At 69.1% G+C, this 13,782-nt stretch carries 14 protein-coding genes; 9 read left to right on the forward strand and 5 right to left on the reverse strand.

Annotated elements, in window-relative coordinates; genetic code table 11:
* Positions 1-201: 201 nt before the first annotated feature.
* A complete protein-coding gene (galE, locus tag ACWD0F_RS03130) occupies positions 202-1,179 on the reverse strand; it encodes a UDP-glucose 4-epimerase GalE (RefSeq protein ID WP_449872232.1) in 978 nt (325 codons plus the stop codon).
* Between the two features lie 312 nt (positions 1,180-1,491).
* On the opposite strand from galE, the gene ACWD0F_RS03135 reads away from it, so the two are divergent.
* The 6 genes from ACWD0F_RS03135 (at position 1,492) to ACWD0F_RS03160 (ending at position 5,558) form a co-directional block, all read left to right on the forward strand.
* Positions 1,492-2,862: a glutamate--cysteine ligase gene (locus ACWD0F_RS03135; protein ID WP_449872233.1), complete on the forward strand. Its 1,371-nt coding sequence runs from the start codon at positions 1,492-1,494 to the stop codon at positions 2,860-2,862.
* Between the two features lie 5 nt (positions 2,863-2,867).
* Positions 2,868-3,503 (forward strand): neutral zinc metallopeptidase, encoded by a 636-nt coding sequence (locus ACWD0F_RS03140; RefSeq protein WP_449872234.1) that lies wholly within the window; start codon positions 2,868-2,870, stop codon positions 3,501-3,503.
* Positions 3,504-3,601: 98 nt separating this feature from the next.
* The gene (locus ACWD0F_RS03145; RefSeq protein WP_449872235.1) at positions 3,602-3,859 is read left to right on the forward strand and encodes a WhiB family transcriptional regulator; all 258 of its coding nucleotides are present in this window, start codon (positions 3,602-3,604) and stop codon (positions 3,857-3,859) included.
* A 156-nt stretch (positions 3,860-4,015) separates the two neighbouring features.
* Positions 4,016-4,699 carry a CPBP family intramembrane glutamic endopeptidase gene (locus ACWD0F_RS03150; RefSeq protein WP_449872236.1) on the forward strand — a complete coding sequence of 228 codons (684 nt, stop codon included), beginning with the start codon at positions 4,016-4,018 and terminating at the stop codon, positions 4,697-4,699.
* A 224-nt stretch (positions 4,700-4,923) separates the two neighbouring features.
* Positions 4,924-5,148 carry a type II toxin-antitoxin system VapB family antitoxin gene (locus tag ACWD0F_RS03155; RefSeq protein WP_449872237.1) on the forward strand — a complete coding sequence of 75 codons (225 nt, stop codon included), beginning with the start codon at positions 4,924-4,926 and terminating at the stop codon, positions 5,146-5,148.
* Positions 5,130-5,558, forward strand: a complete 429-nt coding sequence (locus ACWD0F_RS03160) for a PIN domain-containing protein (protein WP_449872238.1) — start codon at positions 5,130-5,132, stop codon at positions 5,556-5,558. Before ACWD0F_RS03155 ends, ACWD0F_RS03160 begins: the two co-directional genes overlap by 19 nt.
* Positions 5,559-5,640: 82 nt before the next feature.
* Here ACWD0F_RS03160 and ACWD0F_RS03165 read toward each other — a convergent pair whose 3' ends face one another.
* Entirely contained in the window at positions 5,641-6,360 is a 720-nt protein-coding gene (locus ACWD0F_RS03165) for a PIG-L deacetylase family protein (RefSeq protein ID WP_449872239.1), read from the reverse strand.
* Between the two features lie 124 nt (positions 6,361-6,484).
* On the opposite strand from ACWD0F_RS03165, the gene pcrA reads away from it, so the two are divergent.
* Complete coding sequence (pcrA, locus tag ACWD0F_RS03170) at positions 6,485-8,707, forward strand: DNA helicase PcrA (protein ID WP_449872380.1); 2,223 nt, start codon at positions 6,485-6,487, stop codon at positions 8,705-8,707.
* A 165-nt stretch (positions 8,708-8,872) separates the two neighbouring features.
* Here pcrA and ACWD0F_RS03175 read toward each other — a convergent pair whose 3' ends face one another.
* From ACWD0F_RS03175 to ACWD0F_RS03185, 3 genes are all read right to left on the reverse strand, one after another.
* A complete protein-coding gene (locus ACWD0F_RS03175) occupies positions 8,873-9,826 on the reverse strand; it encodes a L,D-transpeptidase (protein WP_449872240.1) in 954 nt (317 codons plus the stop codon).
* Positions 9,827-9,962: 136 nt separating this feature from the next.
* Entirely contained in the window at positions 9,963-10,595 is a 633-nt protein-coding gene (locus ACWD0F_RS03180; protein WP_449872241.1) for a response regulator, read from the reverse strand.
* Entirely contained in the window at positions 10,592-11,800 is a 1,209-nt protein-coding gene (locus tag ACWD0F_RS03185; protein ID WP_449872242.1) for an ATP-binding protein, read from the reverse strand. Before ACWD0F_RS03185 ends, ACWD0F_RS03180 begins: the two co-directional genes overlap by 4 nt.
* 113 nt (positions 11,801-11,913) lie before the next feature.
* Between ACWD0F_RS03185 and ACWD0F_RS03190 the strand changes: the two genes are divergently transcribed.
* Together ACWD0F_RS03190 and ACWD0F_RS03195 are read left to right on the forward strand one after the other, a co-directional pair.
* A complete protein-coding gene (locus ACWD0F_RS03190) occupies positions 11,914-13,572 on the forward strand; it encodes a PspC domain-containing protein (RefSeq protein ID WP_449872243.1) in 1,659 nt (552 codons plus the stop codon).
* A complete protein-coding gene (locus tag ACWD0F_RS03195) occupies positions 13,562-13,765 on the forward strand; it encodes a hypothetical protein (RefSeq protein WP_449872244.1) in 204 nt (67 codons plus the stop codon). Before ACWD0F_RS03190 ends, ACWD0F_RS03195 begins: the two co-directional genes overlap by 11 nt.
* The last annotated feature ends 17 nt before the right edge of the window (positions 13,766-13,782 follow it).

The following is a 13,782-nucleotide window of genomic DNA, read 5'->3' on the forward strand; positions in this document are numbered from 1 at the left end:
GGCCGCGCGATGTGCGCTGATCAGCCGTGCGGGACGCGCTGGCCGGCCGCGCGATGTGCGCTGATCAGCCGCGCGGGACGCGCTGGCCGGCCGCGCGATGTGCGCTGGCCGGCGTCGCCAAGTGAGTCCGGCGGCCGCGCCTCTCCCGCATCCTGGGCGGGAGAGGCGCGGCTGCTCGTCACCACCGGGTCGGCCGGCGAGCTAACCCAGGCGAGAAGCCCACAGGCCCGCCCACTCCAGCGAGTGCCTGATTCCTTCCTCGATCGAGTGGCGGGCCTGCCAGCCCAGCATCCGGTCGGCCCGATCGCTGCGGGTATAGGCCCCGGCCACGTCACCCGGACGCGGGGCGGCCGTCACGACCTCGATCGGCCGGTCGACGACGCGGTTGAACGCCTCGGCCAGCTCACGGACGGTGGTCCCGGCACCGGTGCCCAGGTTGATCACGTCGGCGTCCAGCTCGTCGAACCGCCGCAGGGCGGCCACATGCGCCGTGGCCAGGTCCCAGACGTGCACGTAGTCGCGGATGCCGGTGCCGTCGCTGGTCGGGTAGTGGGTCCCGGTGATCTGGAAGGGGACGCGGTCGTCGTACGCCTCGATCATCTTGCCCAGGGCGTGGCTGGGGCGGCGTGACTGCAGCCCGGTGCGCATCTTCGGATCGGCGCCGATCGGGTTGAAGTAACGCAGCGAAAGAATCCTGAGGGGGCTGCCGGCCGCGATGTCGGAGAACATCGCCTCGCACGCCGCCTTGGTCCGCGCGTACGGGCTCTGCGGATCGAGCGGCGACTCCTCGGTCACGGTGTGATCCGCAGCCGCGCGGTAGATCGAGGCCGAGGAACTGAAAATCATTCGAGTGCGGCCGTTACGCAGCAGATGGTCGACGAAGTCGAGGCTCTTGGCGACGTTCGCCCGGTAGTAGCCGAGGGGATCGGCCACGGAATCCGGAACCACGATGAGCGCCGCGCAGTGGATGACAGCCTCGATATCCGGATTTTCGGCGAATATCTTGTCAATCAGCGGCCCGTCGCTGATATCCCCCTCATAGAACACCCTTCCCTCGGCGAACTCCCGCCGACCGGTCACAAGACTGTCGAGAATCACGGGAGAGATCCCCGCGTCCAGACACGCAGACGCGATGGTGCTGCCGATATATCCCGCCCCACCGGTGATCAGTACACGCATGCCAGAACCTTAACTTCAAGCGGGCCAGTGGATGACCGGGCTGTGGATAACTCAGCAGGGCTGTGGATAACCCTCATTACGGCTCCGGGCCCGGAACCCACCGCACGTCGGCCGAGGACCTTCCAGCGCCCATCAGCGGGCAAGCCGCCCGTTATGGCACACACCGCGGCCCCGGCAGCCCTCTGGTCTAGTCGCCGTTGCCGTGCGACATTTCCTCGTATGGGCAGGGACGTGCCAGTCGTCGTTTTCAGCCGTGAAGACCGTCGAAACTACCGGGAAAAGGTACGTCGATGCCTCGACGTCTTCGCGCAGATGCTGCGTGAATCCCGCTTCGAACTCGAACGCCCGCTGGCCGGCCTGGAGATCGAGCTCAACATCGTCGACGCGCGGGGCGAGGCCGCCATGCGCAACGCCCAGGTGCTCTCCGCGATCGAGGCGCCGGACTGGGCGACGGAGCTGGGCCAGTTCAACATCGAGATCAACATCGAGCCCCAGGAACTGGCCGGCGACGGCCCGCTCCACCTGGAGAACGACGTCAGAGCGCGCCTCAACCACGCGGAGGAACGCGCCCGCTCCCAGGACGGCCACCTGGTCCTGGTCGGCATCCTGCCCACGCTCCGCGAGCAGGACATCGGCGAGGGCACGCTCTCCGCGAACCCCCGCTACCGCCTGCTCAACGAGCAGATCTTCGCGGCCCGCGGCGAGGACCTGCACCTGGCGATCGACGGGATCGAACGCCTCGACACGCACGCCGACAGCGTCGCCCCCGAGGCGGCGTGCACCAGCGTCCAGCTCCATCTGCAGGTCAGCCCCGAGGCGTTCGCCGCACACTGGAACGCGGCCCAGGCCATCGCAGGGCCGCAGGTCGCGGTGGCGGCCAACTCCCCCTACCTGTTCGGCAAGGAGCTGCACCAGGAGACCAGGATCGCCCTGTTCGAGCAGGCCACGGACACGCGGCCCGCGGAGCTGAAGGCGCAGGGCGTACGACCTCGGGTGTGGTTCGGGGAGCGGTGGATCACGAGCGTCTTCGACCTTTTCGAGGAGAACGTCAGCTACTACCCGGCGCTGCTGCCGCTCTGCGAGGACGAGGACCCGCGCGCCGAGCTGGAACGGGGGCGCATTCCGGAGCTCCACGAGCTGACCCTGCACAACGGCACGATCTACCGCTGGAACAGGCCGGTGTACGCCGTGGTGAACGGGGTACCGCATCTCCGTGTCGAGAACCGCGTCCTGCCCGCCGGGCCTTCCGTGGCCGACATCGCCGCCAACGCCGCCTTCTACTACGGGCTGATGCGGATGTTGCCGTATACCGAGCGGCCGGTCTGGAGCCAGATGTCGTTCCGGGCGGCGGAGGACAATCTCGGCGCGGCGGCGCGACACGGCCTGGACGCGCGCCTGTACTGGCCGGGAATGGGCGAGGTGCCCGCGGCCGAGCTGATCCTGCGCCGTCTGCTGCCCATGGCGCACGAGGGACTGGCCAGGTGGGGCGTGCACCGGCCCGTCGCCGACCGGCTGCTCGGCATCATCGAGGGCCGCTGCCTGACCGGCCGTACGGGAGCCACCTGGCAGGTCGAACGCGTACACGCGCAAGGAGGAGACCGGCATGAGGCGTTACGCGCCATGACGCTCGATTACATCCAGCGCATGCACGACAACGAGCCCGTGCACACCTGGGACGTGTGAGGACCGTGAGACGTTTACTGATCGTCGCCCTGGTCCTGCTCGTCACCGCCTGCGGAGTGATCGGACCGCCCTCGATGGACACGGAGGGCGCCGACTCGTTCGAGGACGACGTCCGCACGGCGCGGACATTGTCGGAGGAGTTCTGGAAGCAGCAGTTCGGCCGGCTGGGCCGCACCTATCGGCCGATCAACGACTTCATCCCCTACTCAGGGAGCGGCGGGCCCGTTTGCGGCGGTGAGCCCGCCGTGCCGAACAACGCCTTCTACTGCTCGGCGGGGCACTTCATCGCCTACGACCAGGACTGGATGGAGGCGCTGTGGACGGAGATGGGGGACGGATCCGTCTATGTGATCATTCCGCATGAGTTCGGGCATGCGGTGCAGGCGCAGCTCCAGGCCGCCTTCGAGCTGAACGTGCAGGCCGAGCTCCAGGCCGACTGCTACGCGGGCGGCACCCTGTCGGCCCTGGTCGGCTCAGGCGCGTTGCAGGCGCAGGCGGGCGACGAGAACGAGCTGTTCACCAGCCTGGAGGCCGCCGGCGACCCCACGGACGACTGGCTGAACCCCCAGGCCCACGGCACTGCGGAGCAACGGCAGCAGTCGTTCGTGACGGGATACACGAACGGGGCGATGGCCTGCTGAGGTCGTACGCGGCCACGACACGGGCTCCCCGGGGATGTATTGCCGGGTCAACCCTCAGGATGATGCGTCTGATCATGACCACGCCTTACCGTGGGTCCATGCCTTTGGAGGAGATCGGCTGGCTGCGCAGGGGGGCATGCAGATCCAGCGACCCTGACCTCTTCTTCCCGCTCGCCCCCTCGCCCTTGCAGGAGGGCCGCGCCAAAGCGGTCTGCGCGGGTTGTCAGGTCATCGACGACTGCCGCACCTATGCCTTACGCGCGGGCGAGTCGGACGGCATCTGGGGCGGCCTCACCCCAGAGGAACGCCGCCGCACCCGCTTCCCCGAAGGCTGGCGCCGCCCGGCAGCCTCCTGACCGCCGCGCCACGGGGTCTGGTTGCGGGCCTTGCGAGGTTTGCGGGCCTTGCCGGGCCTTGCCGGGCCTTGCCGGGCCTTGTCGGCCTTGCGGGTCTGCGGGCCTGCCGGCCTTGCCGGGCCGCGCGATCGGGTGGGGGCGGCGTAGCCTGCAAGGGTGCTGCTCCGCTCGATCGCCATCCTCGCCGCCGCCAACATCATGAACAACAAGGTCGCCCCCCGCCTGGGCCCCCTGACCTCCGTCGTCGCGACGACCGCCCTGGTGGCGATGGCTCGCAGGTCCGGCCACTCCTGGCAGGAGCTCGGCTTCGAGCACGGCCGCCGGGGCGCGCTGGCGGGCGGCGCCTTAGCGGCGGCGGTGGCCGCCGTCTACACCGTCGGCATCGCCATGCCGCGCACCAGACCGCTCTTCCACGACCAGCGCGCCCTGTCGCTCTCCCGCGCCCGCGTCCTGGAGGAGGCCCTCGTCCAGGTCCCCCTGGGCACGGTTCTGCTGGAGGAGGTGGGGTTCAGGGGCGCCCTGCACGCCATGGTGCGCCGGCGTCACGGCATGGCCGCCGCCACGGCGATCTCCTCCGGCCTGTTCGGGCTCTGGCACATCCTGCCGGCCATCGACATGGCCCGCGCCAACCCGGCGCTCGGCGCTCTGACGGCCGGCGAGTCCCCCGCCCGTCTGGACGTCGCCCGGGTGGTGGCGGGCAGCGTGGTGTCCACGGCGGCGGCCGGGGTCCTGTTCTGCGAGCTGCGCCGCCGGGGCGGTCTCCTGACGCCGGTCCTGCTCCATCTGGCCACGAACTCCTTCGGCTACCTCTTTGCTCGAATCGCCGCCAAGCGGAAGTAAGCCGCACCTCCGGCGCCGCCGCGAGTGCATCGATCAGCTCGCGTATCAGAGTTCTCATCCCGCCGGATGAAAATCCTCCACCGCAGCAGGGAACGTTCCAAACGCTCCGGCCCGGATGCCTTAACTTCACCGGGACGCTTCCCCCGAGACCGCGCCGCCCCGGGAGGTACGTCCGTCACGATCGCGCGTTCTGATATCCGCTGGAGGTACGGAGGTGGTGTTGCATGCGTACGGTAATCGACATCGACAAGGAGCTCCTTCTAGCGGCCCAGAGGAAACTCGGTGCCGCCACCTTGAAGGAAACGGTTCACGCCGCTCTGCAGGCGGTGCTCGACAGGGACGAGGAAAAAGCGAGCGCCATCGAAGCGTTCGAGTTCTGGCGTACGGAGGGGAGTCCGGATCTGCTCGATCCGGAGGTCATGAAGCATGCGTGGCGACGACAGGACTGATGTATCTGCTCGACAAGAGCGTGCTGGCCCGCATCCGCACCAGCGAGGTGGTCGCCAAGGCCCTCTATCCGCTCTACGCCGCGCGGGTCGTGGCCACCTGTAGCGTCGTCGACGTCGAGGTCTTCTACAGCGCCCGCGACTTCGCCCATTACCAGCGCATGATGGGCGCCCAGCGGCAGTGCGTGCTGCTGCCGGTGGATCAGGAGGTGCAGCGGCGCGCCATGGAGGTGCAGCGGCAGCTCATCGAGATCTCCCAACATCGGGGCATCGGGACGAACGGCCTGCTGATCGCCGCCTGCGCCGAGGTGCACGGCGCGACGATCCTGCACTACGACCGGGACTTCGACATCATCTCGGAGGTGACCGGGCAGCCCTCGCTCTGGGTGGTGCCGCCCGGCTCGGTGCCCTAGCCGCCAGGACGGTCAGGCGGTCCAGCCGCTCAGGAAGCCCAGGACCGTCAGGACGGTCAGGCCGTCGAGACGACCACGAGGGTCAGGCGGTCGAGACGACCTGGAAGCCCTCGGCGTAGCGGCCCTCACCGAACCCGGCCTGCTCGGCCAGCGCGGCGAAGTGGGACTTGACGAAATCGGCGAAGCCCTCGACGTGGGACACCTGGCTCACATGTGATCGCAAGGCCGCGAGCTTGCGGTCCATGGCCTCGGTGATGTCCACCCAGTGGTTGGGGGTCATGCCGCCGTTCAGCCACACCTCACGTACGGTCCACGCCTCCAGCCCCTCCTCCCGCAGCAACTCCGGGAAGGCGTAGGGGTTGCGGGCGTCGGGGTAGACCGCGTCCAGCGTGGCGCCGCCCACCGCACGGTGGTCGGGGTGGCTGGGCGCGATGAACCGGTAGTTGCGGTCGGGGTGGTGGGTGATGACGAGGTCCGGCCGGACCTGGCGGATGCCTCTGGCGATGGAACGCCGCAGGTCCAGCGAGGGCACCACCTGCCCGTCGGAGAGGCCGAGGAAGCGCACGTCCGTGACGCCGACCGCCTTGGCCGCCGCCCGTTGCTCGGCCCTGCGGAGCTCGGCCATGCCGGAGTTGTCGAGAGTACGCTCGTTGCCGCCGGCGTCACCGTCCGTGACCACCAGATAGGTGACCTCCACCCCCCGGTCGGCGAACAACGCCACGCTTCCGGCAGAACCGAAATCGGCGTCGTCCGGATGGGCGGTCACCACCAGCACCCTGTTGATCTCGGATTCCGCCAGCATGGCTCCCCTTCCGGATGGCTCATGGAGGACAACCGTCACCCCGCAGAGGGCATTCCAGGCGCCGACTGTCGGTGGAGCGTCTTAACCTAGGTGCGTGCCGACCCAAGTCTCTGTTGACCATCCCTTGCTCGACGGCCTCAACCCCCAGCAGCGCGAGGCCGTGATCCATCATGGCAGTCCGCTGCTCATCGTCGCGGGGGCGGGTTCGGGCAAGACGCGGGTGCTGACCCATCGCATCGCCTATCTGCTGGCCGAGCGGAAGGTGCATCCGGGCGAGATCCTGGCGATCACGTTCACCAACAAGGCCGCCCGTGAGATGAAGGAGCGCGTCGACAAGCTGGTCGGGCCGCGTTCCAAGGCGATGTGGGTGCTGACGTTCCACAGCGCCTGCATGCGCATCCTGCGGCGGGAGGCCAAGCGGCTCGGGTTCCCGTCCAGTTTCTCGATCTACGACCAGGCCGACTCGCAGCGGCTCATGGCGATGGTCTGCAGGGAGATGGAGCTCGATCCGAAGCGCTATCCGCCCCGTTCGTTCTCGGCGCAGGTCAGCAACTTCAAGAACGAGCTGATCGACTACGAGACGGCGATCGACCGGGCGGGGTCGCATCTGGAGAAGACGCTCGCGCAGGCGTACAAGGCCTATCAGCTCAAGCTGACCGAGGCCGGCGCGATGGACTTCGACGACATCATCATGAACACGGTGACGTTGTTCCAGATCTTCCCCGAGGTGGCCGAGCACTATCGGATGCGGTTCAGGCACGTGATGGTGGACGAATACCAGGACACCAACCACGCCCAATACATCCTGATCAGGGAGCTGGTCGGGCGGCCCGAGCTGCGGACGGCGGACGGCGACGTCGTGCGGTCCGGCGCCGACCAGTCCGAGCTGTGCGTGGTGGGCGACGCCGACCAGTCCATCTACGCCTTCCGTGGCGCGACGATCCGCAACATCATGGAGTTCGAGCGCGACTATCCCGACGCGCGGACCATCCTGCTGGAGCAGAACTACCGCTCCACCCAGAACATCCTCGCCGCCGCCAACGCGGTGATCTCGCGCAACGAGTCGCGCAAGCCGAAGAACCTCTGGTCCGACCAGGGCGACGGCTCCAAGATCGTCGGCTACGTCGCCGACAACGAGCACGACGAGGCCATGTTCGTGGCCCAGGAGGTCGACCGGCTCAGCGACGAGGAGGACGTCAAGGCGGGCGACGTCGCCGTCTTCTACCGGACCAACGCGGCCTCCCGCGTGTTCGAGGAGATCTTCATCCGCACCGGGCTGCCCTACAAGGTGGTCGGGGGCGTGCGCTTCTACGAGCGCAAGGAGGTCAAGGACCTGCTGGCCTACCTGCGCGTGCTCGCCAACCCGGTCGACGTGGTGTCGATGCGCCGCATCCTCAACGTGCCCAAGCGCGGCATCGGCGAGCGGGCCGAGGCCATGATCGAGGCGCTGTCGTCGCGCGAGCGCATCCCGTTCTGGGAGGCGTTGCGCCGCGCCGACGAGGCGTACGGGATGGCCACGCGCTCGCTCAACGCCGTACGCGAGTTCGTCGCGCTCATCGACGAGCTGATCGCCAAGGCGGCGGGCATGCCGCCGTCGGCCCTGGCCGAGGAGATCCTGGTCGCCACCGGCTACCGGGCCGAGCTGGAGGCCTCCGAGGACCCGCAGGACGAGTCGCGCCTGGAAAACCTCAACGAGCTCATCTCCGTGGCCTCCGAGTTCGAGGAGGCCAATCCGGACGGGACTCTCGTGGAGTTCCTGGAGCAGGTGTCGCTGGTGGCCGACGCCGACCAGATCCCCGACGCCGACGGCGGGCAGGGGGTCGTCACGCTGATGACCCTGCACACCGCCAAGGGGCTGGAGTTCCCCGTCGTCTTCCTGACGGCCCTGGAGGACGGGGTGTTCCCGCACATCCGGTCGCTGGGCGAGCCGAAGGAGCTGGAGGAGGAGCGGCGGCTGGCCTACGTGGGCATCACGCGGGCCCAGAAGCGGCTCTACCTCACGCGGGCGGCCGTGCGCAGCTCGTGGGGCGCGCCGTCGTTCAACCCGGCCTCGCGGTTCGTGAGCGAGGTGCCCCAGCCGCTCATCGACTGGCGTTCCGACCCGGAGAAGTCCGCCTGGAGCGCGGCCACGCGGCGGGAGCCCGCCGCGCGACCGGCGCCGGCCAAGAGCGGCGGGCGGAAGGTGCCGTCGCTGACGCCCGGCGATCGGGTCACGCATGACGCGTTCGGGCTGGGCACGGTGGTGTCCGTCGACGGAGTGGCGGAGAAGACCAAGGTCAAGATCGATTTCGGTACGGGCGGGGAGAAGACGCTGCTGCTGGCGTACGCGCCGCTGGACAAGTTGTAACCGCGCGCGACAACGAGACGCGGGCGTGACCGGCCCCGTCGCTCCCCAAGCCGAGAGTTGCGGCGGGGAGCGCGGGGCCGGGTGATGGACATCCGGGCGGAGGGCCGCCGGAGGGCCCGAGCCGGAAGGTCCGCCGGAGGGCCCGAGCCGGAGGGGCGCTGGAGGTTAGAGGGCGCTGCCCTGCTTCCACTGGGTCCAGTTGAGCTGCCAGTAGCTCCAGCCGTTACGCCAGTCCAGCTTGCGCTTCGTGCCGGTGATCTTGACGACGTCCCCGCGCTGGGCGATCGTGTAGAACCACTTCGCCCCCGCCGGAGTCGCCCGGACGCAGCCGTGGCTCTGGTTGGAGCGGCCGAGATACTGGTAGTAGCCGGCGCTCTGGTGGACGTACTCGCCGCTGTCGGAGATGCGCACCGCCCACGGGATCTCCTCCTTGTAGTAGCGCGGATCCTTGGGATCCGTCACGCCCATCCAGGAGGAGGTCATGGTCTCCACGGCCTTCTTGCCCATGGTGAGGTGCACGCCGCTGGTGGTGAGGTAGACGTCCACGCCGTTGCGCGGCAGGCCGCCCCGGCCGGCGCTGATCGGGATCTTCTTGGTGACCTTGCCGTCGCGGTAGACCTTCATGACGTGCTTGCGGGTGTCGACCACGGAGATGTTCGAGGTGCCCACGGCGAAGCGGCGGGACACGTCCTTGGCGGCGGTGTTGCCGGGAAGCTCTGACAGCCGGGCGGTGAAGAGCACCTTCTGGTGCGGCTTCCAGTACGTCTTGGTGCGATAGATGACCTTGCGCTTCGACACCCAGCGCCAGGCGCCGTCGACCGGCCTGTCCGCCTGCACCTCCAGCAACGCCTCCACGGCGGCCTGGTCTTTCACGTCACGGTCGAACGTGACGATGATCGGGAAGCCGACGCCGACCTTCTCCTCCTTCTCCCCCATGGGGGTGATGTCGGCGATGTCGAGCTTGGCCTTCTTCGCCGGGGCCGCGACCGCGGCGGCGGCGGCAACGGGGACCACCGGCTTGATCGCCGGGACCTGAGGGGCAGGGACGGTTTCCGCCGCACAGGCCGTCACGGTGACCAGCGCGATGAGGGCCGGCAGCATCCGGGGGACGCGATTCAAAGGGGTTACTCCTGGACTATGTGGTTCATCTCCTCCATGTGTGACAACCGAGTCGGGTGTTTCGTGAGCAGATAAGTGATAACTTTCGTGTAACGGTCCAAAATGCCCACGACGTGCGGCTGGGCACGGGGACCGTTCAGACCAGGCGGCGGGCGGTGGCCCAGCGGGACAGCTCGTGCCGGTTGGAGAGCTGGAGCTTGCGCAGGACCGACGACACGTGCGTCTCCACGGTCTTGACCGAGATGAACAGCTCCTTGGCGATCTCCTTGTACGCGTACCCCCGCGCGATCAACCGCAGCACCTCCCGCTCCCGCTGCGTCAGCGAGTCGAGCTCCGGATCGATCGACGGCGCCTCCGACGAGGCGAACGCGTCCAGCACGAACCCGGCCAGCCGCGGCGAGAAGACCGCGTCCCCGTCCGCCACCCGCCGGATGGCGTCCGTCAGCTCCTTGCCGCTGATGTTCTTGGTGACGTAGCCACGGGCCCCGCCCCTGATCACGCCGATGACGTCCTCGGCGGCGTCGGACACCGACAGGGCGAGGAAACGGACCTGCGAGCCCGACCCGAGCACCCGGCGCAGCACCTCCTGGCCGCCGCCCCCGGGCATGTGCACGTCGAGCAGCACCACGTCGGGCTGGTGCTCGGCGATCGCCTTGACGGCCGTCTCGACGTCCTCGGCCTCGCCCACCACCTCGATCGAGTCGCCCAGCTCGGCCCGAACACCGGAGCGGAACAGACGATGATCATCGACGATCAGTACGCGCGTCATGCCTTCTCCACCTTCATCGTCAACATCACTTCCGTGCCCTCACCGACGGAGGTCCGCATCCTGGCCGTGCCGCCATGACGTTCCATTCTCCCGATGATGGACTCCCTGATCCCCATCCTGTCGAGCGGCACCGACTCAATGTCGAACCCCTTGCCCCGATCCTTCACGAAAATCGTCGCCTCTTCACCCTCTACTTCGGCGTAAACGGAAATAGAGGGACTCTCAGAGTATTTGGCCGCGTTGACCATCGCCTGCCTGGACGCCTTGAGCATCGCCGCCAGCCGGCCCGTCGCGTCGAGGGCGACGTCCCCGACGCAGACGACCTCGATGGGCACGCCGTGCGCGTCCTCCTCCTCGGCCGCGATCCGGCGGACGGCGGCCGCCAGCGTGGCGTCGGCGTCCTGGGCGGGCTGATAGAGCCAGTTGCGCAGGTCGCGCTCCTGGGCCCGGGCCAGCCGGGTGACCTCGCGCTGGTCGTGCGCCACGCGCTGGATCAGGGTGAGCGTGTGCAGCACCGAGTCGTGCACCATGGCGGCCACCTCGGCCCGCTCCTCCTGCCTGATGCGCTCGCGCCGCTCCAGTTGCAGCTCTTTCCACAGGCCGGCGAGCCAGGGCGCGGCGATGACGGCCAGCCCGCCGACCACCACGACGGTGAACAGCAGCCCCGGCCTGGCCTGGGCGAGCTCCCCCTCCGCGGCCAGGAAGCCGATCGCGCCGATGACGACGAGCGCCACACCGAGCAACGTGCGCACCCGGTTCTTCCTGATGCTGAGCGCCGCGCCGCTCATCCAGGTACGGCGCCGTTCGGGATCCGCCTGCTGCCAGAGGATCAGCGCGCCGATCCCGCCCACGGCGAACGGCAGCATGCCGATACCTCCTTGGGAGGCCCCCGTCAGCCAGCCGAACGCGAACAGCGCCACCCCGATCGCGCTGAACGCGGCGAGCTGGCTCCAGTCGCGCTGCGGCGGCTGCCCCTCGTACGGCTGCCGCGGCGTGATCATCCACAGCACGGCGTAGGCCACCATGCCGACCCCGTCCACGACGCTGAGCAGCACGAACATGAGCCTGACCACCACGGGGTCAAGCGAGAGCTGCGCAGCCAGCCCGTGGGCCACGCCGCCGAGCAGGCGGCCTTCCATGGGGCGCATCATCCGGCGATAGGGCAGGTCGCCGCTGGGCTCGGCAAGTGTCTTCTGGTCAGCCATAACATGGCCATAGTCACATGACGGGGGCATCCCCGGCATCAGGGAACAACCCCCGGGTCGGGTCAGGGGTGTCCCGGATGCGAACGCGCCGCGGGCAGGTCCACGATGGTCGCATGACAGAAGCTCCGCCCAGGGAACCGGCCGCCCCTCCCAGAGTGCTGCGACGCAGCAGTGAGGGACGCTTCCTCATGGGTGTCTGCGCCGGTCTCGGGCGGCACACGGGCATGGACCCCGTGGTGTTCCGCGTGGGCTTCGCGGTGCTCCTGCTCGGCTCCGGCATCGGCCTGTTCCTCTATCTGGCGGCGTTCCTGCTGATGAAGGAGCCGAACGGCAAGCCGGGCATCGTCGAGCAGTGGACCCGCCGCGACCTGGACGCCGACGCCGTGATGGCGCTGCTGACGGCGGTGCTGGCGTTCGGGCTGGCGCTCAACCTGGCGACCGTGTGGCTCGACACGGGCACCCTCGTGGTGGGCGTCGTCCTGGCCATCTCGCTGCTCGCCGCCCACAACAGCGGGGTGGACCTGCTCGCGCTGGCCCGGTCGATGCCGGAGCGGCTGACCAGGCGGCGGTCCGGCGAATGGGCCGCGCCGTCCTACAACAGCCCAGAGCCCACCCCTCCGGTACGCTCCGCGCCCCCGGCCTGGCCTGCGGCGGAGCCGGCGCGGCCCCGGGCCGAGGAGGCGACTCTGACACCCGTCGCGGAAGGGCCTGCCGAGACGGCCCACGCCAAGGAAGCCGTCCCGCCGCACGAAACACCGCCGGTCATCACAAAGCCCGGCGAAACGCCCGCAGCAGACGGCACGCCCGCAGACGTGACAGCAGCGAGCACGGCAGCCGGCGCAGCGGCAGCGGGCGACACCGCCGCGGCGCCGTCGACGGTCGCGCAGCCGCCCCGCGCGCAGGAGCCGGCGCCTCAGCCCGCCTTCGCGGACGACGCCGCGGTGACCGCCGCCCACCCCGTCCCTGAACACCGTCCCTCCGCCTACGGCCCCGAGCCCAGGACCGCCGTCGACTACACCGCCTACGGCGAGCCCTTCGCCCCGAAGGGCCCCTACCAGCCGCTCGACCCGGCCAGGAGACCAGGCGGCTACTCGCCCTACGACCCGGCCCACTTCGGCCGCACGCTTCCCCCGCAGCAGCAGCGGGAGCGCAAGCGGCGTCCGAAGTCGTTCATCGGCGTCATCACGTTCTTGCTGGCAATCATCACGGGAGGGATCGTCGTGGCGGTCCAAGCCAGTTCGGCCGCCGGAGTGAGTCCGACCATCGTCGGCGGCGCCATGCTCATCACCGTCGGCGCGGGTCTGCTGATCGCCGCCTGGTGGGGCCGCGGCGCCGGCCTGGTGGCCGTAGGCACCATGATCACGCTGGTCGTGGCCATGGGATTCATGCTGGGCGGCCTCCCGAGGAACATCGGCACCTCGGACTGGACCCCGACCAGCGTCGCGGAGGCCGCCACACGTTACGACGTGGGCATCGGCGACGGCCGGCTGGACCTGTCCGAGCTGACGCTGACGCCGGGTTCGACGGTGACGTTCAACGCCGCCGTCTCCGTCGGGGAGCTGACGGTGATCGTGCCGCCGACGGCCAGGGTCGAGGTGCACGCCACCAACAAGGTCGGCGACATCACGCTGGAGCAGACCCTCAAGGGCGGTGTGGACATCCGGCTGGACAAGGTGCTGGAGCCGGAGCTGACCCCCAAGGGCAAGATTTCCACCATCGTCCTCAACCTGAAGGGCGGCGTCGGCGACATGGAGGTGCGGCGTGCCGCGTGAGGTCGAGCGGCCCCGGCGGCTGCACAGGACGGACTGGATGGCCCTGCTCAGCGGTGTTCTCTTCGTCGTCTTGGGCATTTTGATCGTGACACGCGCGGTTCGGGATCCGCTGGTCCTCGCGGGTGTGATGGTGCTGGGATTGGCGTTCGCGGGACTGGTGGCGATCATCGCCAGGGCGGTCCGCGGTAAGTAACCCTTGACCGGGAAAAA

The sequence above is a fragment of the Nonomuraea sp. NPDC002799 genome (assembly GCF_053592075.1).